The 24,310-nt window shown below is 56.1% G+C and carries 13 protein-coding genes and 1 pseudogene; 7 read left to right on the top strand and 7 right to left on the bottom strand.

All coding sequences use genetic code 11. From position 1 onward, the window contains the following. Positions 1–2 precede the first annotated feature (2 nt). The 4 genes from ABEB25_RS11580 (at position 3) to ahcY (ending at position 5,684) form a co-directional block, all read left to right on the top strand. A complete protein-coding gene (locus ABEB25_RS11580) occupies positions 3–2,198 on the top strand; it encodes a molybdopterin oxidoreductase family protein (RefSeq protein ID WP_345736568.1) in 2,196 nt (731 codons plus the stop codon). Positions 2,199–2,258: 60 nt separating this feature from the next. Continuing rightward, a complete protein-coding gene (locus tag ABEB25_RS11575; RefSeq protein ID WP_345736567.1) occupies positions 2,259–3,203 on the top strand; it encodes an ADP-ribosylglycohydrolase family protein in 945 nt (314 codons plus the stop codon). A 60-nt stretch (positions 3,204–3,263) separates the two neighbouring features. After that, positions 3,264–4,079, top strand: coding sequence for a sugar phosphate isomerase/epimerase family protein (locus ABEB25_RS11570; RefSeq protein WP_345736566.1), 816 nt, complete (start codon positions 3,264–3,266; stop codon positions 4,077–4,079). Positions 4,080–4,280: 201 nt separating this feature from the next. Continuing rightward, entirely contained in the window at positions 4,281–5,684 is a 1,404-nt protein-coding gene (ahcY, locus tag ABEB25_RS11565; protein ID WP_345736565.1) for an adenosylhomocysteinase, read from the top strand. A 329-nt stretch (positions 5,685–6,013) separates the two neighbouring features. On the opposite strand, the gene ABEB25_RS11560 is transcribed toward ahcY, so the two are convergent. Both ABEB25_RS11560 and ABEB25_RS11555 read right to left on the bottom strand, forming a co-directional pair. After that, entirely contained in the window at positions 6,014–11,275 is a 5,262-nt protein-coding gene (locus ABEB25_RS11560; protein ID WP_345736564.1) for an nSTAND1 domain-containing NTPase, read from the bottom strand. A 21-nt stretch (positions 11,276–11,296) separates the two neighbouring features. Next, positions 11,297–12,820 (bottom strand): hypothetical protein, encoded by a 1,524-nt coding sequence (locus ABEB25_RS11555; protein WP_345736563.1) that lies wholly within the window; start codon positions 12,818–12,820, stop codon positions 11,297–11,299. 122 nt (positions 12,821–12,942) lie between these two features. Here ABEB25_RS11555 and ABEB25_RS11550 point away from each other — a divergent pair. Beyond that, positions 12,943–13,080, top strand: a pseudogene (locus ABEB25_RS11550) (adenosylhomocysteinase); the annotation flags it as partial. A 195-nt stretch (positions 13,081–13,275) separates the two neighbouring features. Next, positions 13,276–14,298, top strand: a complete 1,023-nt coding sequence (locus ABEB25_RS11545) for a bile acid:sodium symporter family protein (protein WP_345736562.1) — start codon at positions 13,276–13,278, stop codon at positions 14,296–14,298. A gap of 7 nt (positions 14,299–14,305) precedes the next feature. On the opposite strand, the gene ABEB25_RS11540 is transcribed toward ABEB25_RS11545, so the two are convergent. Together ABEB25_RS11540 and ABEB25_RS11535 are read right to left on the bottom strand one after the other, a co-directional pair. Continuing rightward, positions 14,306–15,889, bottom strand: a complete 1,584-nt coding sequence (locus tag ABEB25_RS11540) for a serine hydrolase domain-containing protein (protein WP_345736561.1) — start codon at positions 15,887–15,889, stop codon at positions 14,306–14,308. Positions 15,890–16,206: 317 nt separating this feature from the next. Then, positions 16,207–17,604 carry a DUF1501 domain-containing protein gene (locus tag ABEB25_RS11535; RefSeq protein WP_345736560.1) on the bottom strand — a complete coding sequence of 466 codons (1,398 nt, stop codon included), beginning with the start codon at positions 17,602–17,604 and terminating at the stop codon, positions 16,207–16,209. A gap of 177 nt (positions 17,605–17,781) precedes the next feature. Here ABEB25_RS11535 and priA point away from each other — a divergent pair, with 177 nt between their 5' ends. Continuing rightward, entirely contained in the window at positions 17,782–20,184 is a 2,403-nt protein-coding gene (gene priA, locus ABEB25_RS11530) for a replication restart helicase PriA (RefSeq protein ID WP_345736559.1), read from the top strand. Between the two features lie 5 nt (positions 20,185–20,189). Here the strand turns inward: priA and ABEB25_RS11525 are convergent, their stop codons facing one another. The 3 genes from ABEB25_RS11525 to ABEB25_RS11515 all read right to left on the bottom strand — a co-directional run bounded on the left by ABEB25_RS11525 (position 20,190) and on the right by ABEB25_RS11515 (position 24,274). Further along, on the bottom strand, positions 20,190–22,424 hold the full coding sequence (locus ABEB25_RS11525) for an alpha/beta hydrolase family protein (protein ID WP_345736558.1): 2,235 nt from the start codon (positions 22,422–22,424) through the stop codon (positions 20,190–20,192). A 99-nt stretch (positions 22,425–22,523) separates the two neighbouring features. After that, positions 22,524–23,474, bottom strand: coding sequence for a hypothetical protein (locus ABEB25_RS11520; protein ID WP_345736557.1), 951 nt, complete (start codon positions 23,472–23,474; stop codon positions 22,524–22,526). Positions 23,475–23,575: 101 nt separating this feature from the next. Next, positions 23,576–24,274 (bottom strand): glycosyltransferase family 2 protein, encoded by a 699-nt coding sequence (locus ABEB25_RS11515; protein ID WP_345736556.1) that lies wholly within the window; start codon positions 24,272–24,274, stop codon positions 23,576–23,578. Between the last annotated feature and the right edge of the window lie 36 nt (positions 24,275–24,310).

Below are 24,310 nucleotides of genomic sequence, written 5' to 3'. Positions count from 1 at the left end.
CCATGATCACCCTTCCTGCCCCCACTTTCCGTGAATGGAACGGCCCGCTGACCGAGGATCTCGTCCGCGAGCCGGCACGGTTTGGCCTGGGGCAGCTTCCGCGCCGTCTTCAGCCGAATGGCACCGCCAAATCCATCTGCGGCTTTTGCTCCACCGGTTGTGGCTTGAAGCTGCATCTCAAGGATGGTGTGGCCATCAATGCGACGCCAGATCCGGACTATCCCGTGAACCTGGGAACCGCCTGCCCGAAAGGGTGGGAGGCGCTCACGCCCCTGGATGCTGCGGACCGTGCCACCACGCCGCTGCTGCATGGCCAGCCAGTGGATTGGCAGACGGCGATGAACGTCTTTTGCGAAAAGATGAAGGGGGTGCTGGATCAGCACGGTCCTGGATCTGCCGCCTTCATCAGCACCGGTCAGATCATGTGCGAGGAGATGGCCTTTCTGGGCAGCCTGACGAAGTTCGGCATGGGCCTGATCCATGGCGATGGCAATACTCGCCAGTGCATGGCCACGGCAGTGACGGCGTACAAAGAGAGCTTCGGCTTTGATGCCCCGCCCTTCACCTATGCCGATTTTGAGGAAAGCGATGTCATGGTCTTCATCGGGGCCAATCCCTGCATCGCCCACCCCATCATGTGGCAGCGGGTGCTGCGCAACAAACGCCAGCCCCAGATCATCGTGGTGGATCCTCGCACCACGGAGACGGCCATGGCCGCCACCCAGCATTACGCCATCCTGCCGAAAAGCGATCTCACCATCCTCTACGGCATCGCCCACCTGCTGATTCGTGACGGGGCGGTGGATGCCAAGTTCGTGAGCGAAAGCACCACCGGCTTTGAGGAGTTTTCCACATTTGTCCAAGCTTACACGCCCGAATCAGTCGCAGCAGAAACAGGACTCACTGTAACCCAATTGCAGTGTTTTGCCGATACCATCCGCGCAGGCACGCCACGGGTTTCCTTCTGGTGGACCATGGGAGTGAACCAAAGCCATCAAGCCACCCGCACCGCCCAGGCCATCATCAATCTGGCCCTGATGACCGGCAACATTGGCAAGCCGGGCACTGGGGCGAATTCGATCACCGGCCAGTGCAATGCCATGGGATCGCGGCTGTTTTCAAACACCACCAACCTCATCGGCGGTCACGATTTCAAAAACCCCGCTCACCGGGCGAAAATTGCCGAGGCCATGGGCTTCCCCGTCGAACGCATACCCGACCAGCCGAGCCTGGCCTACGACCAGATTCTCGAGAGCATTGAGTCCGGAAAAATCAAGGCCCTGTGGATCATCGCCACCAACCCCAGCCACTCCTGGATTAACCAAAAACGTTTCAACGACCTGCTCTCCAAGCTGGATTTCCTCGTCGTTCAGGACATGTACGGCACCACGGAGACCGCCCGGCAGGCCCACCTTTTCCTGCCCGCCGCCGCCTGGGGAGAAAAGGATGGGACCTTCATCAATTCAGAACGCCGCATCGGCTTAAGCCGCCAGGTACGCCGTGCGCCAGGACAGGCCCTCAGCGACTTCCGCATCTTCCGGCTGATCGCCCACGCCTGGGGCCTGGGCGACCTGTTCTCCGAATGGACCTCCCCCGAGGCCGTATTCCAGATCCTCAAACGATGCACCCAGGATCAGCCCTGCGAAATTTCGGGAATCCAGGACTTTGCGATGATTGAGAAAAGCGGCGGCATTCAGTGGCCGCTGATAGCTGCGGATGCTTCGGCACCTGCTGTTGCCACCGAGCGTCGACTCTTTGCCGATGGCCGGTTTTTCACACCAGACCAGCGTGCACGATTCGTCTACGATCCCGCAGTCCCGCCCCCAGAACTGCCAGATGCCGACTACCCGCTCATCCTCATCACTGGCCGTGGCACCAGCGCCCAGTGGCATACGGAGACGCGCACTGCCAAATCTGAAGTCCTGCGCAAACTGGCCCCCGCAGAGCTGTTCCTGGACATCCATCCCGAGGATGCCCGTCAGTTAAACATCCGCGATATGGCGGTGGTGACGGTGGAGTCTCGCCGTGCTTCCCTGACTATGAAGGCACGCATTTCTCCCGGCGTCAGCCAGGGCCAGGTCTTTCTGCCCATGCATGATCCCCGTGTAAACCAACTCACCCATTGGGCTGTGGATCCATACAGCCGCCAGCCCAACTACAAGCACTGCGCCGTCAGGGTCGCGCCGAACGCCAACTGAGGGAAACATTCACACGTTCCGGCTTGCCCTGGCCTGGGTTGTGAGGCACAGACTGGAACCGTGAACGCATCTCTGTCCAGTCTTCGTGGGGCCCTCTGGGGCCAATTTATCGGCGATGCTGCTGCCCTGGGCACGCATTGGATTTATGACCTGGCGGACATGGGGCGCAAGTTTCCCCAAGGCGTCCATGGCTTTGAGACACCGCTCAAAGGCCACTACCATGAAGGTAAAAAAAGTGGCGATCAGACCCACTATGGCGATGCAGCCCTGCTGCTGCTGGAATCGTTGGCGGCCTGCGGCGGGCGCTTCCGCGAAAATGACTTTGGCATGCGCTTTCAAAGCTTCTTTGGCAGCGCCAACTGTCGCAGCTACAAAGACCATGCCACCCGTGAAACTCTGGAGCACCTGCAGCAGCAGCCGGGCAATTTTCAAAACGGGGCCGATGACGACCAGCTCGCCACCGTCAGTCGCCTGGCCCCAGTGGTGGTCGCCTACCAAAAAGAGGATTCCACCACCCTGGCGGATGCCATTCATCGGCTCACCCTCGTGACCCAAAATCACGCGACCGCTGAGGCCTGTGCGGCAGCATGCGCCGTGCTGCTTCGCACCCTCCTTCAGGGCACGCCCTTTCGCGAAGCCTTCGAGCTCACCCGCAAGTCACGGGAAGTGAGCTGCGATGGCTCCGACTACTTTGAGTTTGCCTACATGTTGCGTGAGCTGGATGTGGTGACCGCCACCGGGCGCTTCGGCCAAAGCTGCCCTCTCGCCCAGAGTTTCCCCTCCGCCCTACACGCCGCCTGGCGTCACCAGGATAGCTTTGAAGATGCAATCTTAAACACCGTCCGTGCCGGGGGAGACAATGCCGGGCGTGCCAGCATGGTCGGCGCGTGGCTGGGGGCTGTTCATGGTTATGAGGCCCTGCCTCAGGCTTGGCTGGAAAAGCTCACTGCGCACGAGCGCATCGCCAGCGCCATGGACCAGCTTCTCTCCCATCTCGGAGATTGAAGTCCGATGGGAAAAAGCAAGGTTGACGCCTGGTTCCCTCCATTCCAGTCTGCGCACCCTATGCGCTTTGCCATCTGCAACGAGACCTATCCCGACTGGCCTTTTGAAAAAGTATGTGAAGATGCCGCTGCTGCGGGCTATCACGCGCTGGAGCTGGCCCCCTTCACCCTGAAGGAAGATCCCCGCGAACTCACGGAAGCGGATGCACTGCGCCTTAGCCGCATCGCCTCCTCCTTTGGCCTGGAAATCCTGGGCCTTCACTGGCTGCTGACCAAACCTTCCTGGTTCCACATCACCACTCCGGATGCACTTCTGCGCAAGGAGACCGCCAAATTCGGCCAGCATCTCGCCCGCTTCTGTGCCATGACCGGCGGCCGTATCATGGTCTGGGGCAGCCCGAAAGCCCGCAACACCCTGCCTGAATGGCAGTATGATGATGCCTTCAAGCGCGCCGCAGATTCCGTGCGTGCTGTGGCCGAAGAGGCTGGCAAGTATGGCGTGGTCATCGCCATGGAACCCCTGGGCAAAAAGGAGACCAACTTTCTCAACACCGCCGAAGAAACCATCCGCCTCTGCCAGATGGTAGATCACCCGAGCTGCAAGCTGCACCTCGATGTGAAGGCCATGAGCGACGAATCGAAGTCCATCCCAGACATCATTCGCGACAGCAAGGAGTGGTTTGTTCACTTCCACGCCAATGATCCAAACCTTCTCGGCCCAGGCATGGGCGACGTGAAGTTTGAGCCCATCATCGGTGCCCTGCGCGAGGTGGATTACCAAGGTTACCTCTCGGTCGAAGTCTTCGATTACCGGCCCGGCCCACAGCACATTGCCCGCGAGAGCATCCGCTATCTGAAGGAAGTCATGGGCGCTTAATACTCCCCGCATCCAATCACTGAAGAACCACTCCTGGGTCCACCCGGAGTGGTTTTTTGTTTTCGGCGCGTGCCAGAATCGAAGCCTTCACAAGTCAAAATCCTTGATTGACACTTGGCCTCCGCTCAGGAACATATCAACGCATCTTGATGCGATGATTTGTTAATTTTCATCTCAAACCTGAACCACGACACACCACACATGTCCGACTATAAAGTAAAAGACATCGGCCTCGCCGATTTTGGCCGCAAGGAACTCGACATCGCTGAAAGCGAAATGCCCGGCCTCATGGCCACCCGCGAGAAGTACGGCCCGAAGAAGCCCCTCGCTGGCGTCCGCATCACCGGCTCCCTGCACATGACCATCCAGACGGGTGTGCTCATCGAAACACTGAAGGAACTGGGCGCAGATGTGCGCTGGGCCTCCTGCAACATTTTCTCCACCCAGGACCACGCTGCCGCAGGCATCGCCGCCACTGGCACCCCTGTTTTCGCCTGGAAGGGCGAGACTCTGGAAGAATACTGGTGGTGCACCTGGAAGGCCATCATCTTCCCAGGAGACAAAGGCCCGGAACTGATTGTGGACGATGGCGGCGACGTCACGCTCCTGATCCACAAGGGTTATGAAATGGAAAACGGTGACGATTGGGTCAACACCCCTTCGGACAACCACGAAGTGAAGGTCATCAAGGACCTCCTCAAGGACATCGCCAAGAACCAGCCTGGCATTTTCCACACGATCGTCAAAGACCTCAAAGGCGTCTCCGAAGAGACCACCACCGGTGTGCATCGCCTCTATGAAATGGCCAAGGCAGGCAAGCTGCTTTTCCCGGCCATCAACGTCAACGACAGCGTCACCAAGTCCAAGTTCGACAACCTCTATGGCTGCCGCGAGTCCCTTCTGGATGGCATCAAGCGCGCCACAGACGTGATGATCGCTGGCAAGGTCGGCGTGGTCTGCGGTTATGGCGACGTGGGTAAAGGCTGTGCCGCTGCCCTCCGCGGCATGGGCGCTCAGGTCATCGTGACGGAAATCGATCCTGTGTGTGCCCTTCAGGCCGCCATGGAAGGTCACCGCGTGATGCCAATCGAAGACACCCTCGGCTACGGCGACATCTACGTCACCACCACGGGCAACAAAGACATCATCACCCTGGAACACATGGAGAAGATGAAGGACCAGGCCATCGTGTGTAACATCGGCCACTTCGACAATGAGATCCAGGTGGACAAGCTCAATGAGCGCAAAGACGTGAAGCGCCTGAACATCAAGCCCCAGGTGGATAAGTACACCTTCCCGGCTGGCAACAGCATCTTCATGCTGGCTGAAGGCCGCCTCGTGAACCTGGGCTGCGCCACCGGCCACCCAAGCTTCGTGATGAGCAACAGCTTCACCAACCAAACGCTGGCCCAGATCGAGCTTTGGGAAACCAAGGACAGCCGCCCAATCGGCGTGACCGTGCTGCCGAAGAAGCTGGACGAAGAAGTCGCCCGTCTGCACTTGGCCAAGATCGGCGTCAAGCTGACCGTCCTCTCCAAAGACCAGGCCGATTACATCGGCGTGCCCGTCGATGGCCCTTACAAGACGGATCACTACCGGTATTAAAAGGAGCCCTGTACTGTAGGACAGGAGCCTTGTAGCACCGCAACAAAGCAATACTTACCCCCCAAAAAAAACCCAGAGCGCGGACGGTCGAAAGACCGGCCGCGTTTTGGTTTGTGGCCTGTCACTGATCGCTGCTGCCTCATCAGGGCCTCCGGCTATAGATCCCGCCTCAGCACCTGCAACTGCCCAGATGTGCTCATCTCCCAAGTCATCACCAGCGAGATGATGCAGTTAACAATCCGCTCTACAGGAATTGTCCACAGCTCTATGTGCCAGACATCTATCCTTGGCTGGCGAAACGATGGCATCCAAGCAATCAATACGTTCTTTCACTGATTTACTGGCAATCTCTTTTCATCTGTAGATTTTAGCTCCATACACTGTTTTAAATATCCTATATAATAGACTTTAGCAATACGCAAGATGAAATCGGGAGTCCAAAGGGCTTTATCGTAACCTCTGACAAAGACATCATCCTGTAGTTCCGCCCTAATGTATTCGGTAAGTTGCGATTCATTTTTACCAGCCTTTATGCCAGTGATAAACCAATCGGGCAATTTAGGCACGGAACTAGATTCTAAAGCTGTTGAGTCGTTCACATCAGGAGCAGTTTTCGCTCCGGGAAATGAAAGAACCTTAAATCTTTTCTCAATATCCCTTTGGGTTTCATCAGATGGATCGCCTTTTCCAGCAGCAATAACCTCCCCATACTTTGTCACATCCAAATTTTTAAATGATTCTTTTATAGCAGCTCGCATAGAAAAATAATTCTTGAACTTAATAAGTAAATAGTTGTATATTTTTTGATTGTTACTATTACGCCCGGAAAGAAAGATAACAACTTCCTCATCGCCATACTTTAACAATTCCATCTGCGTTGGTGGTCTTAATTTGAATTTTTCCATCGAAGCGGCAAATGAGCCAGCTTCATCATTACTTTTTAAGATAAAAGTCCGAGCCTGACCAATTCTCTCATTCAGCCTATTGTAAATGCCTTCATTATCCGATATATTTCTGAATTCGATAGAATACGCATAAGCATACCCAAGATGCCTAATTGCTTCATCTTTGCTTGTGGCCCGAGTCAATGTTGCTATGTCGACAGACAAATTTGCCATAAGCAAGATAGCGTTAGCTTTTTCTATCCCATTCAAACTCTGCGACAGTGCCTTCAACCTTTCAATCCGTTTTGAAATTTGTTCTGTATTCTCAGCCACATGCTTCCGATATTCAAAAACCAATCCACTAACCCTAGTGTCGTCGCTCGAGTGCAAATTACCGATAGCATTACCTACTTTCTGTAGATCCTTATAAGTATACAAGCCGAGAAGTTCTGTCGCAGAGTTTTTAAGGAGGTCGACAAAATCAATATTTTCTTTAAATGCAATTTCTTGAATTTTCTGAAAGTTTTCAAGAGTAGAAATTGGCAAATGCCATCCGAGTTCTTCAAAGGCAGAAAGCTGGTCTGACAGAGGCTTTTCGTCGGCTGGATAATTTTTAAATCTAAAACTAAACCGACGAGTTCCATTATGACCTTGGCATGGGATGATAACAGTAAAAGTATGTTTGTTGGCCTCAACTTCTCCAGCTAATTTTCTCAGTTCCTCCAACTCGCTTACGATACCAAATTGATCTAGCTTATCAGGCTTTTTCTGGCCATACAATTTAATGAATCCTTCAATGTAGTCATAAAGATATTTTTTTTCGAGATCACTATTTCCTTTTGCCTCATAAAATGAAGCTTGAACACGTTTTAAATTATTTTCTTGAATCCTCAAAAAATAGTGTGGTCGGACTCCTGTCCATTGCTTCAAGAAGAGTTCGATGTTTTCGGCCTCTGCAAGTGCCGTATCTAGTTGTCCATCCGCGAACAAAGATTTTGTGTATAGGCGCTTTATGGAAGCAACCTCTGCTGCACGCATTCTGTTTTCGGGCTTAACTAAGAGCCTCAAGGCTGCTTCAACTTGTGGAATAATTTCTGGTAGTATTTCTTGTGATTCGGCGGCATTCCCAAGTGCTTGCACTATTTCAACCAGGGATATCTGAAACCAATCGCTGCCCGACCATTCGGGCTCCTGCCCTCTTAATAGAGCTTTATCTAACCCTATTTTTGCAACTGCATACGCATCGCTACTCCTGTCGCTATTTTGAAGATGAGATGCATAACTAGAATAAATTGATAACATGTCACACCAATCATAAACATTAAATCTTACCGCATTCTCAGCTTCGGAGATTACATCCAAACTTAATTTGTAATACTCATCAAGTTCTGGGCTATCGATTTCAGCCATGAGCGTGACCACCTTCTGGTATCCAAAAATCGCAGAATTCCAGGATCGAATATTGTCCCTTCTCATGCGGGCCGATATCAAGTAATAATTTGCAGATTCAACAGCATGAAATATGTGTAATTGTGAAATAAATCTAGGGTCTCTTGGGTTGTGCAATATTTGGGAAAGAGCTTTGTGAGAATATGCAAGCAAGCTTACATATTTTCCAATTCCCGGATTCCTGGCTACCAATTGAGTAGAAATACGCAGTGATTCTTCCGCTAACAGTAATCCATTTTCTGGCTGGAGAGCAGCAAGGTAAAAGTCGGAGATGCACGAAAGGGCATGACTAGCCGCTTCATTTACTTCCGGGTAATCAGGGGAAACTATGACTGCCTCATTTACAGTTTTAACAGTATTTTCAACAATACTTTTGACTGTTGCTTGGAATTTATTTGGCACTCCAGTGACAAGGTCTTTGACCTTTCCGACTTGCAGTAAACTTCTAATTAAATTTACTCTTGGCGCAACGAATGCACGCAGAGTTTCCCCGTCAGTGAAAATATTTGGGTTGCTGTCGTCGACAGCCTTTATGGCTTCCAGGTAAAAGGCCTGGGCTTTTTCGGGGTCGGTTTCTAATGCAGCAAATGCATTGTTGTAATTGGCGACCACTGGCCCGATCACGGCAGTGTCCTTTTGCTTTTCCATGCACCTTACCAGTCGGCCTTTGTTGGCAGCAATAAATTCTTTCTGTAGTTCCTTGTTTTCATGGGCGAGGGCCGCTCGATATGATTTGTATCCTGTATTCAATGTGTAAATCTGGATTTCATACTCTTCTGGATTCTCATCTGAGAGTAATAGTAAATGAGAATAATTTTTCCGAATCATGAAGAGATTTTTAAGAGAAGGATTATAATCATACTCTGCGAGTAAACGCTCCATTTCCGCTCGATAGAATCCAAACTGAGCTTTCGAGTTTTCCGTAGCTTGATTGGCCAACTCATATGTTAGTACAGCCACTTCGTTCAAAAGATCTTTTCGTAAACTCTGCATTCCAGATCGGTAAGTCAACTTTGCTGACGTGCTTTCCATAGTTTTGTCAGCGATACGAATCGCGGAATCCAGGTTACGACTTGCCTGTCTCGCATTTTCGGTTGCTTGGTTTTTTTGCTTAACCGCCTCATTTGCAGATTGCAATGCCCAAATTGCTGCGGCTGCCGCAAAGAGTGTGAGTAGGCTGAGAGCGGTAAATGCTAAGCGTCGGCGTTTGATTGCTTGAGCAGTTTTTGTCTCAGCGGTTTTGATGGATTGTTTAATCCATGCAGTCTGACTAGATGAGAAGCCTTCCTCACGCGTTAGGAGATATGATTTTGACAATGGTAAAAGAGGATCTCCATCAAGAAGAAGACCTCCCTCTCTCATCCTTACTGTTATCCGGGCGCGGGCGCGGAGGAAGTCGCTGTTTTGATCTTTCCACGCGACTGCCTTTGGCCAGACGCGGAGGAGGGATTCATGAGCGACAGTGAATGTGGCTTCGTTGGAACCATCGAATTGAGCGGTTGTGAAGAGACGGGCCGCTATGAAAGCGTCTATGAGTTGGCGGGCAGGGCTGTTTTCAGGAAAGGTCGCAAGAGTTGCGCGAAGGCGGACAGGCTTATCCGATTCACCAGCTCTGTCAGATTCGTCCCCAAGAGTTACGAGGGCTTGTAGAACTTTCCCGAGAGTTTCCGCTGCCGCGCTGGGTAGATTATTATAGGTAGACTCCGCTTTACGACGAAGGGCACCATCCACTCCACCGAGTTCGTCATAGGCAGTGTGCGTGAGCTTGTTTTCATCGGCTTGATTGAAGAGTTCGAGCAGCACGAATTCGACGAGAGGGAGGAGTTCAGGACTGTGGGATGCATCCCGGAGGATACGGCTTGAGAGGGACTGGCCGTCTTTATTCTCGAATGTGAGGCCAGCAAGACGGGCCGGTTCTTCAATGAGGCGGGCGATCGCGTCGGGCTTAGGTGGAAGCACATCGAGCAGACCGCGGCCTTCCTTCATGCGTACGAGGGCGGGTTCGCTTTGGATTTCCTGATAGAAATCACTGCGGACGGTTGCGATGATCCAGAATCGTCCGCTGCGGGCGAAGGTTTCGAGCAGGGATAGTAAGGCGGAACGATTTTCGCTAGTGAGAGCGTCCTTGGTGAAGACTTCTTCGAGTTGGTCGATGACGAGAAGGAAGCGGGCGGTGCCGCCAAAACGGGTTTCGGCGGCTTGGAACGCTTTGATGAAGGCGTAGTCGAAAAAGCTGGAGGCGTCTTTGGCAAGGTCGGCGGCGAGTTTTTTGAGGTTGGAGACTTGATCGAGGAGTTCGGGGATGAGGGATTTTTCAGATAGGAGACTGAGCAGGCCAAAGATTGGATCAGGGCCGAGCTCGGCAGGCGTAATGATGAGAGATTTCCAGATCTCGGCGTGTTCGTTAGATTCGTGGGTAAGGATTTCTGGGAGTATCCCGGCGCGTGCGAGGGAGGATTTTCCGCTGCCGCTGGCTCCAGAGAGGAGCAGGAAGGCGCAGCCCTTTGTGGCTTTTTCCTTAAGGGCGTTGCGAGCTTCAAGAATTTCTTCTTCTCTTCCGAAGAAAACGTCGGCATGCTCGGGCTGGAAGGCATCGAGACCAAGGAAGGGCGGGCCTTGTTTTTCGATGTCCCAGATGACCTCGTCCATATCGCCAGCAAGTTCGTCTAGTATGGCTTGGAGGTGGGTGCGGAGGCGGTGGGAGAAATGGACGGGGCGGTCGAAGGGGTGATAGGCACCGATGTTGTCACCGGTTTCGGCGTCCTTGAAGGTTTCCTTCATGAAGGTCTCGACGAGTTCCTTCTGGGAAAGCATTTCCTTTTTCTCGGCGGTGGATTTGCCGCGCAGTTGAGCATCGAAGCTATAGTCGTCGCGTCGAGTGTAGATGACCATGCGTGGGCGAGCGATACCTTCGGCGGCACGCGATTGGGCGCGTGCTTGGATCATGAGGTCGTATTCGCGTTCGGTGCCGGAGCGGTAGGTGGAGCCGTCGGCCTTGCGGATGGAGGCTCCGAGGGGTGAGCCGAGCCGAGACCAAAGGATGAAGACGGCGACATCGACGCCGGGGTTCTTCAGAAAGAGGTCGATGCCTTGCTGGAAGGACATGTCCGGCTCCAGGGGAAGGTTTTCCCAGAACACGGGGGCAAGGTGGAATTTCCGTGAATATCGTCGCTGGAGGCTTTGGATGACTTGGCTGGCGCGTTCTCGTTCCTGCGAGACATCGCCGGGGCTGCTGATGAAGATGCGGACGGTTTTCATGGGAGGCGAAAAGATTCTTGTTCAATGCCCCGTCGTCGTCGCCGTGAGTTGCCATTCACGGAGTTCATCGAGGAGAATTTCTTCGGTCTGGGTCACAGTGTGGGCAATGGTGGCGCGGGTTTCGAGGCCTTTGAGATGGGTGCGGAGGGCGAGGAGGCGGGCGGCCATCTCGGGGTAGCGTTCTTTGCGGCGACCGGCATCCAGGGCCTGGCGGATGCCGCTGGCGACTCCGGCGATGAGCGGCAGGGCGATGGGCAGGAGAGTGACGACAATCCAGCCACCAAAGGGCTTTTGATAGCCCAGATGGAAGACCTTGTTGATGAGCGAAAGCAGCACAAAAACGGGAGCCAGTTGGGCGCTCCATTTGCTGACGAAACCCGTAGTGTTCCACCAGAGCATCGCTTTTGGCCTCTTCTTCAGGTAATGGCCGATCTGGCCCTCCTCATGCGTCTCGCTAAGGCGGGTGGTGATGTAATGGTCCCGCAGGACATCCGGCTGGAGAAGGGCGCGGCGCTCATTGACAAGCAGACCGACGCTGAGGGCAAAGCGCCGCCACTTTGGATCATGCACGCCAATGGATGGGTTTAAGGGATCGACCAATGGCACACTGGCACGGAGTCCGCGCACCAGTTCACAGGCAAAGCGGCAGCGAATCCACCGCTCCTGTGTGTGCTTGCGATGGAGACGTATGCTCAACCAGAGAGCATAACTTACCAGCAGCAGCTCTGTAGCAGTGAAAACCCATTTCCAGTGCTCCCAAAGGGTGTCTTTGGCGAGTTGAAAGGTTACGATGGCCGCCAGCAGCGCGGCGATCCCATGCAGCAGGATAATGATGACCAACGAGGGCCGAAAGCGAGATGCTTCGTCATTGGCGATGTCGTCTAGGCACTCTTGCAGATCATCCGCTGTGCCGGGTTCATTGACGCAGGTGGCACCGGCCTTGTGTGCGATTTTTTGCAGTTCTGCCAGCACGTCATCGGGGACAAAAACTTGCTCCAGACTGCTATCGTCTTCGATACGGGATTGACCGGTCTTTGAATGGATCAAAATCACTGGCATGCCGAGATTTTTCGCATGAACAATCACCTGGGCAGTGCCGCCGAGCCCTTGCTCAGGCAACCCGTCCCAGACGGCGACGAGCACATCAACGCCCTCCAAAATCCGGATGCCCTGGTCGAAGTAGCAGTCCGGGCGCTTCATCTCCCCAGGCAACACACGCATGCTGTCGCTGCCTGGTTTCTGTAGCGCGAGCTCAATCTGCTGACGCGAACGCTCCCAGGCTGGGGGGGAGGAAAAGTCTTTGGCAAATTCATCCTGCGGAAGCGGGAGCAGCAGGTGCACTGCCATGCCAAGCCCCCGCGCCACCTGTACGCAAAGCGTATCGGCGCCTTCTGCGACACTGGTATACAGATCAGCCTCCCCACCAATGGCGGCTGCACGTTTCTGCAAATCCTCTAACACCGCCTTCAAGGCGGGACGGATGAGGGCTTCATCATAACCCGTACGATGGCCGGTGAACCCAATCAGGAAGCGTGGTTTGAGCATGGAACCACCATCAGAGCAAGGAGCTGGCCAGATGACAAGCTTAAGATGAATGATATTGGTGACAATGAAGCCTATTTTGAACAACCTAGATAATCCCATCCAGTTGCTTGCCAGTGCAACGGAAGAAGCTGGACGAAGAAGTCGCCCGTCTGCACTTGGCCAAGATCGGCGTCAAGCTGACCGTGCTTTCCAAGGACCAAGCCGACTACATCGGCGTGGCTGTCGATGGCCCTTACAAGACGGATCACTACCGTTATTAATCCGGCATTCGCCTGATTTTCAAACCCCAAAACCGTGAAGCGCGGGTGGCTGAAAGGCCATCCGCGTTTTTTGTCTGTGGTGGTGTCCTGCTCGCATTTCATTTTATGAATCGAACTGAAACAGGATCCGGTGCTCCTGCGTTGCCGCGTTTTGGTTGATAAGGGACGGCACAGGCTCATTGTCGTGACACCGAAATGAGTTCCAGTCCCCCGTCCAAGGCACCCGTTCAACCTGCCCCAAAAGTCGCCTGGTGGCGTGTGCATGGGTTTCTTATTGGGCTGGGGGTGGCGGTGATCCTGGGGTTTATCATTCCCGGACCGGGGGCGCGCCATGGCATTCTGCAGCCTGACATCGCAAGCAATGCGGGCATCGCCCTCATCCTGTTTTTCCAAGGGCTGTCACTGGCTTTGGAAAAGATCAAAAGCGGTGCGGCCAACTGGCGGCTGCATCTGGTCATCCAGTGCTTCACTTTCGTCATCTTCCCCATTGTCGGCCTGTTGCTGAACAAGGTGGTGCCGCTGGTCTTTCCAAACCAGCCGGAAGCCGTGCGCGATGGTTTTCTTTATCTGTGCGTCCTGCCCTCCACCATCTCGACCTCCGTGGTGCTGACGGCCATTGCCCGTGGCAATACGGCGGGCGCGCTTTTTAACGCCGCTTTCTCAAACATCCTGGGCGTGTTGGTGACGCCTTTGCTGGTTCACCTGCTCATGCAGAAAACGGGGCAGACCGGGGACTTTGGTCCGCTGCTGCTGAAGATCACGATGCTCACCCTGCTGCCCTTTGGTCTCGGCATGGCCCTGCGCCCGTCGCTGAAGCCCGTGGTGGAGCAGTACAAACTCTGGATGGCCCGCATCAGCAATCTGGTCATCCTGTTCATCGTCTATGCCGCCTTTTGTGAATCCGTGGAGGAGCAGATCTGGGGTCGTTTTGGCAGCACTCTCACCGCGCAGATTTTGGGTCTGGTGGTGTTTCTTTTTACCTTGATGTCCTTGCTGGTCTGGGGCTCTTGCAAAGCCTTGCGCCTGAACCAGGAAGATGCTGTGGCGGCCTACTTTTGCTCGGTCAAAAAGACCCTCGCCATGGGGGTGCCCCTGGCCATGCTGATCTTCGGCGACCGCCCAGATCTCACCCTGATCCTGCTGCCCATCATGTTTTACCACCCCTTGCAACTGTTCGTGAACGGTCTGCTGGCGAACCGATGGGCGGCGAGAGCCTGAATTCGTTTCACTCGGCACCAACCTTCCCGGTCAGGACCGGCCGAGCATCCTTTGCCTTCGGGTTCATGGCGGTGATGCTGTTGAGGAAAGTCAGGCTCACGGTGTCTCCATCAAAGCGACAGGTCACCGTATCATGATGCGGGGTCTCATAGTAGCGCCACGTCATGACCAGCGTATTTTCATCGGTCCAGGTGGCACTGGCAGCAACCTTGGAGGTGATCTGCGTTGGCGGTTTCCCTCCTGAAATCAGGCGCGGGGGCGTTTCAGGAAAAGCCGTGATGCCCTTCTGCCAGCGCTCGATGCCGCAGGCAATGACGTGAGGCCCTTTGGACGAACGAGCCGTAAACACGCAGGTGTTGCCTTGGAAGACCAAGGTGACAGCCGTGAGTCCCATCGGGTTTTCCGCCAGAGTGAAGACCTTTCCGCTGACACGCTCCATGTTAGGCGATTCCGCGCTGCCTTTGTCAGGTGGCAGGTTCAGCGACTTGGTCTTTGTCGCCAGGGCAGCGTCAGTTGCAGGACTCGGGCCGCTCATCGCCGGCAGCAAATGCTCCCAGACAAGATCGAGCTGGCCCTGCATGTTCTTGTTTTCACTTGTCATCACGATGACGGCCTCCTGTTCCGGCAGCACGATGGTGAACTGGCCAAAGGCTCCGTCTCCGCGAAAGTTTCCATGCTGGCAGCGCCAGAACTGGTAACCATATCCCTGCAGCCAGTCGTTGTTTGCTTTGGGCCGATCCGGCTTGTCATCCCCGGGCTGCTGGATGTGAAAGGCGGCAGCTTCAGCGACCCAGGCCGCAGGCAAAATCCTTTTCCCATTCCACTCCCCTTTTTGCAGGTAAAGCTGGCCGAACTTGGCCAATGCTTCCGTCTGCACGCTCAATCCCCACCCGCCTGTATTGATGCCCTTGGGGCAGCTTTCCCAAGTCATGCCGGCAATGCCCAGAGGCACAAACAAACGCGGAGTGAGGTAGTCCAGGATCTTTTGCCCGGTGACCTTCTGCACAATGGCCGAGCACATGTAAGTGGCGGCACTGTTGTACATGAAGACGGTCCCAGGCTTATGACTGATCGGCTGAGCCAAAAAAGTGCGCACCCAGTTCTCCGATTTCACGACGGTCTGAGTCGGCTCCTTTTCATTGCCGACCGACATGGTCAGCAGGTCTTTCACCCGCAGCGCAGCGAGGTTCTCGCTCACCGTTACAGGAAGGTCATCTGGGAAGAACGACACCACCTTGTCTTCCACACTCAGCTTGCCCTCAGCCACAGCCAGACCCACCGCCGTGGAGGTGAAGCTTTTGCTCATCGAATACATCGTGTGGATGAAGTCCGGGCCGTAAGGATCCCACCAAGCTTCGGCGACCACCTCCCCTTGACGCAGCATCATGAAGCTGTGCAGTTCAAATCCCTGCTTATCGACGGCCTCCAAAAAACGCAGGATGGCTTCTGAGGAGACTCCCTTGTTGGCCGGGGCATTGCGTGGCAATTTCTCCACCGTTGCCGCCAACGTTTCTCCACATGCCGGAGACAGCCAGAGACTCAGGCCTCCCAGGCTGAGATGCTTGAAAAAGGTGCGGCGGGTGGGACTCATGTGCGCACGATATAGAGCCAGCGGAGAACCGGGCAAGCCCGATGTTCTGGCCGATCAAAATCCTTGAAGGTGGCAAAGCTTGCACTCTGCCTGTAGCCGATACTCGGCCAAGCCTAAATTAAGGCTTGCGAGCCGTCGGAGCGGGCTTCGGCTTTTCCTTCTTTGGCTTTTTGACTTCTTTTTTGTGAGCGTTGTTGCCTTTAGCCATAGTGGGGGAGGGATGGTTCTGAATCCAGGTTCCATCTATAAACTCGCTCAGGCAGAATGCAAGCGAACGCTCGTCTCCTAACAGACACTTTTCATTCAGGCCGGACAGATCACGCGATCACTTCCTGGATCACTTTGCCATAGCTGATGGGCACCGGCCGATTCGCCACATCATGAACTTCCGTGTCATGACGAATGCCTAACAAATGATACATCGTCGCCGCCAAGTCGTCAGGCTTCACCGGCTTTTCGGCGGGGTATTCCCCGTTCTTGTCGGAAGCACCATGGACAAAACCACGCTTCACGCCGCCACCGGCCAAGAGGGCCGTGTAGCACTGGGGCCAGTGGTCGCGGCTGATGTTTTTGTTAATCTTCGGCGTGCGGCCAAATTCCCCCACCCAGACCACCAGCGTCTCGTCCAGCAGGCCCCGGTCATCCATGTCATTGAGGAAGGTGGGCAGCGTCTGCTCCGTCATCGGCATGTGGTAGGCATCAATGATGGGGAACATGCGCGTGTCATTGAACCCGTGCGTGTCCCAGCCGCCCGCCGTGGTACTTTGGCCGCCAATGCTCGGGGCAAAATTGACCGTGACGAATTTGACCCCAGCTTCGACAAGACGGCGCGCCAGCAGGCAGCTCTGCCCATAGGCCGTACGGCCATAGGTATCGCGGATCTTGTCCGGCTCCTTGGAAAGATCGAAGGCCGCACGCAGCTTCTCGCTGTGCAGCATGGAAAGCGCCTTTTCATAGTAGCCTTCGATGCCCCGCGCCTCCGCCGAATGGTCCATGAGACGGGTCTGGGAATCCACCAGCTTCTGCAGCTCGCGCCGGGCGGTAAGCCGTTCATAACTGATCCCTGGCGGCAGGCTCAGCTCCGGCAGGGCAAAGTCTGGGGCGCTAGGATCGCGCAGCACAAAGAAGGGATCATGCTGCTTGCCCAGAAAGCTGGCCCGCTGCCCTGGCGTGAAGGAGCCATCACTGACGGTCCAGGGAAAGCTGGCTGCCGTGGGGATTTCTCCACGGCCAGGAGCCAGACGGTCCACCACGGAAGCATAGGAAGGGAAAAGATCCGGCGAATCCTTCAGCCGCTGATCATCACTCGGCGGTGCGTGACCACTCAACGCATAGTAACCGGCGCTGTTGTGGTTTTTCATCGTGTGATGCATGGACCGGATCAGCGTGACCTTGTCCATGATCTTCGCCGTTTTTGGCAGCCTGTCAGAGACATAAATTCCATCCGCACTGGACTTGATGGGCTTGTGAAATCCCCGGATGCCCTCCGGCGCATCCGGCTTCATGTCGAAGGTTTCCAGATGGCTCGGCCCGCCCCACTGAAACAGAAACACCACGGACTTCGCCCGGGCGATCATCTTCTCCGTCACTATGGCCTCACTGGCCCGGAGGATGCGTGGCATGGTCAGGCCCAGCATGCCCAGACCGCCAGCCGTCAGCAAACGGCGGCGCGACCAAGGTGCAGGGGAGCAGGAACCAATCAGATCAGATGCCATGGAAAGGATACGTGGAGAAACCAGCTTTGTTGCGCAGAAGCCGTTGGGCTAAATAACACATTTTAGCCAACGACGAAATGGCGGATCGCTGACTCCGGCCAAAAGGAGCTCTCCCGCTTTCCTTCAATATCCTCCGTGCAAACTCCCGTGATCCGTGGTTCAGAATGAGGACACCGAATGCCTGACCGACCCGCCAGCTCCAGCCGCCCAGCCGCCCAGTCGCTGTTTGACCTGGGGCTGCCGCGCCCGGACGGAGCGGCCTCCCCTGCCCTGGATGCAGCCCAACGGATCGCCCGCGTGCAGATCGAGACCGCAGCGGCCCTCGAACTGGACTACGCCATCCCCGAAAAGCTGGAACGCCAGATCGGCATCGGCACCCGCGTCATGGTCCCCCTCCAGCATCAGCGCGTCTCCGCCGTGGTGATTGAGCTGCTGGAGTCCACGGAGTACAACGCCAAGCTGAAGGAGATCGCCTCCCTGGTCGGTTCCCGCCCCATGTTCACCCCAGGCCTGCTTAAGCTGGCCAACTGGATCTCCGACTACTACGTGGTGCCGGTGAACCGTGTGCTGCGCACCATGCTGCCCCAGGCCGTGCGGGAAAAGCCAGAGACTTTCCTCACCGACAGCCACCTCAAGCTGGCCAAAGAACCACCGCCGGACGTCTTTGAAAAACTGCACAGTACCGCCCCCATGCAGGCGCGCATTTTGGAAAAACTGCGCAGCAACGGCGGCGAGGCCACCCTCAGCGAACTGCGGCGCGAGCTGCCACGTGCCACTGCCATCATCAAGCCCCTGCTAAAGGCTGGCTGGATCACCCGCAGTGAGGTGCGGGTGGAGCGCGATCCCTTTCAAACCGAGGAATTTTTGCCCAGCCAGCCGCTCACCTTTACCGAAGAGCAAAAGGTGGCCTACGAGGCCGTCATCGTCGCCATGAATGGCAAGGTCAAGGAGGACCCGGCAGCAGCAGAGACACCGGCACAGGACGCCCGCACTGCCGTGCGCACCCACCCCACGCTGCTGCTGCATGGGGTCACCGGCAGTGGCAAAACCGAGGTCTATCTCCAGGCCATCGCCGAGGTGCTGAAGCGAGGCCAAACTGCTCTGGTGCTGGTGCCAGAAATCAGCCTCACCCCGCAAACCATCGAGCGCTTCAAGGCCCGCTTTTCAGAACAGAAGGATGCCATCGCCGTCCTGCACAGCCACCTCAGCGATGGCGAGCGGCATGATGAGTGGTTTAAGATCCATGAAGGCAGGGCTAAGATCGTCATCGGTGCCCGCAGCGCCATTTTTGCCCCTCTGGAAGATCTCGGCCTCATCATTGTGGACGAGGAGCATGAGCCCTCCTACAAGCAGGAAGATGCCCCTCGCTACCATGCGCGAGATGTCGCCGTCGTCCGTGGGCGGATCGAGCGCTGCCCCGTCCTTTTAGGCTCCGCCACGCCCAGCCTGGAGTCGTTCCAAAATGCCAGCAACGGCAAGTACGAACTGCTGCATATGACCAAGCGCACGGACGGCAAATCCATGCCGCTCATCCGCATCGTGGACATGCGTTTGGAGCGGCGCAAAGGCACTGAAGTCTCCTTCACCAACACAGGCATCCTCTCCCAAAAACTGCGCAATGCCATCACCGACCGCCTCACGAAGAAGGAGCAGACCATCCTCTTCCTGAACCGCCGTGGTTTCAATACCAGCCTTGGCTGCGTCTCCTGTGGTGAGACCGTGCAATGCCAGGAATGCGCGATCCCCATGACACTGCATAAAAAGGACAATCGCCTTGTCTGCCACATTTGCGGCGCACGGCGCGTGCCTCCCTCCAAGTGCCCGAGTTGCAAGGAGCCCGGCCTGAAGTATTCCGGCTTTGGCACGGAGCGTGTGGAGCAGGCCGTGCGCGAGGTCTTCCCCCAGGCCCGCATGGCCCGCGTGGATACTGATACCATGCAGCGGAAAAACCAACTACGTGACACGCTGAAGGACTTCCGCGCGCAAAAGCTGGACATCCTTATCGGCACCCAGATGATCGCCAAAGGCCTAGACTTCCCCAATGTCACCCTGGTCGGGGTCTTGAATGCAGACTCCGCGCTGAATCTGCCCGATTTTCGCGCAGCCGAGCGTACCTTTCAGCTCCTGGTCCAAGTGGCAGGAAGAGCAGGCCGAGGTGAAGTCAAAGGGGAGGTCTTTGTTCAAACCCATGCCCCCCATAGCCCGGCCATCCAATTCAGCCGTCACAATGACTACGAGGGCTATGCCGCACAGGAACTAGAGCACCGCCTGGCTTTCAAGTATCCCCCCTATGCGCACATGGTGCTCATCAGCGCTCGCGGCAAACACGAGGCCCAAGCTGAATTCACCCTGCAAACGCTGCACAAGCGCCTAGAACAGGGCCTGCCCGAAGGCACCATCATGGGCGATCCCACCCCTGCCGCACTGGCCAAAGCCCATGGCCAGCACCGCTTTCAACTGCTGCTGCGCAGCGAGAAGATCCGGGTCCTCTGCGCCCACATCAAACGGGTCGTCGATGGGCTCAGCGTGCCTGCGGATATCTACGTGAGCTGGGATGTGGACCCGATGAACGTCGGTTAACCCCCTCAAGGCCGGGGACGACCTAACCAGTGATGCAGAAAATCATACGTCCCCACGCCATGGATCGTGTGAGGCCCGTCAAAGTGCTCAATCACGGTGCGATCGCCGATGCCTAACTGATTATAGAGCTGCCGGATCTTCGCATACTCGTAGTTCACCCACTCATCCACACCCACTCCGTCCCGGTGCCCACGCTCCACCATAAACGGTCGGGGAGCGATGAGGCCACCCATCTCGGCGTAGTTAAACGTGCGGCCGAGATTCCATTCCCAGATCTCATATTCACCGGTGAAGACATAGCTGAGTGGAAGATCCGTCGTGGCGCACTTCCTCACCCATTCATTGAAATCACCCGAGCAGATGCTCAGACAATAGTCCGTGAGCACAGCAGGCGTGCGCATGGCACTCTTCCCGCCATAGCTGAGACCGTAGAAGGCTATCTTTCCAGGCTCCACAAAAGGCTGCGACTTCAGCCATTCGAGGATCCGCTGGTGCTGCCCATTGATGACTGAGTAAATGGATTTGCCAAGGGGGTTCAGCTTGCGCTGCAGGGTGCGAAAGGCATCGCGCCCGCGATACGGGTTGTGCGGGGCAAAAACAATGTACCCCTGCTCGGCCAGCCTCAGCGCAAAGGCTTTGTAGGCTTTCCAGGGACCCGCCGTCTCATCGGTATCAAAGCAATGCTCGGGCAGGCCTTCCAAGCCATGCTGGCAGACGATCACCGGGCGTTTGTCTCCCGGTTTCATCCCCTTCGGCAGGGCCAGCCAACCCCAGGCAATCACATCCTGCCACACATCCAGCGTCACCTCATGGATCACCACCTGCCCCACCTCTTTCACCACGCGGCTGCGTGCATTCATAGGCAGATCTGGATCTGGGAAACGACCGATTACATCCGTCCAAAAACGCTCGCGCTCTGCTGCGGTGTGTTTCTCAAATTCCGCCACCGAGGTCAGCGGCAGCTTTTTCCAGAACTCACTTTTCCGTTCCGCTTCCGTCGTGACCAACAGCTTCTGCGTAAACTGCTCCAGTTCACGCACCTGCTCCCTCTGGGCAACGGAGCGGACAGGAACAACCGGCAACGGAGCCTTGGAGGCGGACGTCATGCCCTTCAGCATCGCCGCGCCCGTTTCTCCCGGAAAAAGGTGGGCCACGATGTCTGCATTCGAGCTGTTCATGTCAAACACCCGCGCCCAGTCCTTGAAGGCCGGGACCAGTTGCCGCGCCCGCTCCATTTCATCCTGCACGGCAGTCAGGGACGGCATGGTCACCACCCCTGGTGCGGCAATGTTCCGCTGTCCCTTGGCCGCAGCGGGTGGACCTTGAACCTTTGGAAATCCTGCATGCTGGATGGCGAGATGGCGCGGGGCAATCAGCGAAGCCAGCTCTGCATCCCCAAACTCGCGCAGCAGTCCAAACACATTTCGGTAGATCGGTTCCTGCCACAGTCCCTCACGAGGCCCGAAGTGTCCCCAGACATAGACCGAATCAATGCGGGCATCCAGCGCCCCCGCACAGAGGGCCAGCAGCCCGCCCTCGCCAAATCCGGCCACACTGACCGGGAGCTTATCTGGCTGGGCTTTGAACCAGTCCACCAGGGCCAGGGTCTTTTGCAGTTCATAACCTAGGATGTGTCTGCCAAGAATAAAGGACTGGCGGTATATCCATTCCCGATGCGGGAGATTGGTCAGGATGCCCAGTCGCTCACTTCCAGAATGTTCGGAATCTCGCGAGATCAGCATCGGGATCACCATCTGCGCCCCAGCATTCACCAACATCGCATCCAGCACTTTTTCCGGTGGCGTATCGGCATCGGGAAGACACACGATGCGCGAAAGCACTGGCCCCTTTGGCTGAATCAGCAGGCCTTCCCCATGCACGCCCTCAAAGACTGGCCAGCGCACCCGGGATACTGTGGCCGTCTCGGTTTCCAAGACCACTGCCGAGGTCTCTGTATCGCTCACCAATTCCAAGGCTCGAACGGGCAGGCGAGCGTCAATCACGCCCAAGATTTCGCTGAGACGCTTTCGGTTAGGCTGGACAGAAGCTTCATAAGCCTCAGACGAGGTGAAATCGCGTTTCCAAAACAAGCCTCGCCGGTCTTTGGCCACCTCCGTCTCTCGCAGCAAAAAGCGGTCAATCCCGGCCACCATCGTGGCGGAGAAATCAGGATTCGGCTCCAAAGGGGCCATGCCAGGAAGTTGCAGGGCGAGGGCGGTCAGAATCGGTAGCGTTTGCATGAGAGTCCGTTGGGTGAAGTGTCCTACGGAACAAACGCCACTCAAAAGACCAGACTCACAGACAAACGAAAATCTGGAGCCCTAGGTCTCCGCCCACGATCACTTCCATTCAGGCTGGCGGCGGTTCAGGCATTCGCTGAGCCAGCGCACCAGTTCATCCACGGACTCGTGCTTTTTCTTCAGCGCCGACAGCGCCTGCCAGTCAATGCGCTGACGAGGGGCCGGCACCGTGATCTTCTGGATACGCAACTTGCCCTGCACGATTTCAAACTCTGCGGCACTCATCGTGCGCAAGTCATTTGCACTGGGCAGTTCATCCAGTTGGCTGCCATTAATGCCCAGTGTGCTGATGCCAACGCCAAACTGGTTTCCCAGGCTGCGCAGCGCATCCACCAGAGCTTCATCATTGAGCGGCTCGGCAATCACCAGCTCGCTCAGCAAGGTCCAGCGGGTGGCGCTCAGTGCCTGGAAAAACTGGGCCGTGTAATTGTCCAAAGTGAGACCTATTTTAAGCTGAACGCCACTGAGGCCGACTTCAGGACCACCCAGATGACGTCGCAGATCCAGCATGCCGGAGTCAAACCGCGTCACTTCATCCGCGCCTGTTTCCAAATCCCACTCGGCCGTGATCAAGTCCGGGATATCCCACTGGCCTCTTTCATCCAGGGGCGTCTCTGCCCGCCCATTAAGGCGGAACGGATAATGGGAACGCAGCAGGCAGAGTCGTTCATAAATGGCCAGCAGCCGCTGAAAGCGTGACTGGGCGGAGTCCCCCTCTATCTCACCGCCAAACAAAAGCCGACCCGTGCCCTGTGCCTGGGCCGGTTTGCTGAGCCGCTGATAGTAGCCCTGCCCTTGGTCCACCTTCGCGATGGGCGACGTCGAATCGTAGCTGAGGATGGAAAAATGATAGCGCAGCGTGGCATCGCTGTAGTCATCACCCAGCCGGAGGCGCACCAGGCGGATCAGCTCAGTGCCTTTAATGGCCTCTTCGGGATCATCGGGAAGGATGTCCGGGAGGATATGTCGAAGTTGTTCGCGCAGGTTCATTCCAGCGAAGGGATCTGAAGAGGCTGGAGAATGCAGGAGGCGGACCACGTTGGTCAAGATGGAAAGCGAGAAAGAAAAAGTTATCGCCAAGACGGCAAGGCCTACCCTTTGATCTGATATCGGGTGCGGCGGCTGTTGAGCCAGCGCACGCCAAACATGTCGCAAGTGGCCCTCCAGGCCCGATTGCCAAAGCCGTACTTGCTCACGCCATGCACTCGTGGGCGATGGTTGACCGGCATTTCCGTTACCCGATAGTCCATATTGCGGATGAGGGCCGGAATGAAGCGATGCATCCCGTTAAACAAAAGCAGGGCCTCACGGCACTCCTTGCGCATCACCTTCAGCGTGCAGCCCGTGTCGCGCACATGGTCTCCGATAAAGCGTGAACGCACACCATTGGCGATGCGACTTTGCAGGCGCTTGAAAGGGGTGTCCTTGCGCTTAGCGCGATAACCACAGACTAGGTCATAGCCGCTGTCCAGCTTCGCAATCATCGCCGGAATGTCGGCAGGGTCATTCTGGAGATCTCCATCCAGAGTGACAATGATGTCGCCGTGAGCATTGTGGATGCCTGCATGCATGGCCGCGCTTTGGCCAGCATTTTTGGCAAATTCCAGCAGACGCACCCGCTCACCGCGCTGCACCCGCTTCACTGTGGCATCCGTGCTGCCATCATCCACCAGCACCAGTTCGTAGTCCATCCCCGCCAGGGCTGCGGCGATTTGGGTCTGGAGTTCGATGACGTTGTCCTCCTCATTGTACAAAGGAACGACGACTGAAATGGCTGGTGACGAAGGCATGGTGGCGGGCAGCCTTCATCCATCCCGCGCAGGCTT

The sequence above is a fragment of the Prosthecobacter algae genome, from assembly GCF_039542385.1.
GTDB lineage: Bacteria > Verrucomicrobiota > Verrucomicrobiia > Verrucomicrobiales > Verrucomicrobiaceae > Prosthecobacter > Prosthecobacter algae.
The sequence above is the reverse complement of the archived record's forward strand: the minus strand, read 5'-3'. Positions and strand labels throughout refer to the sequence as shown.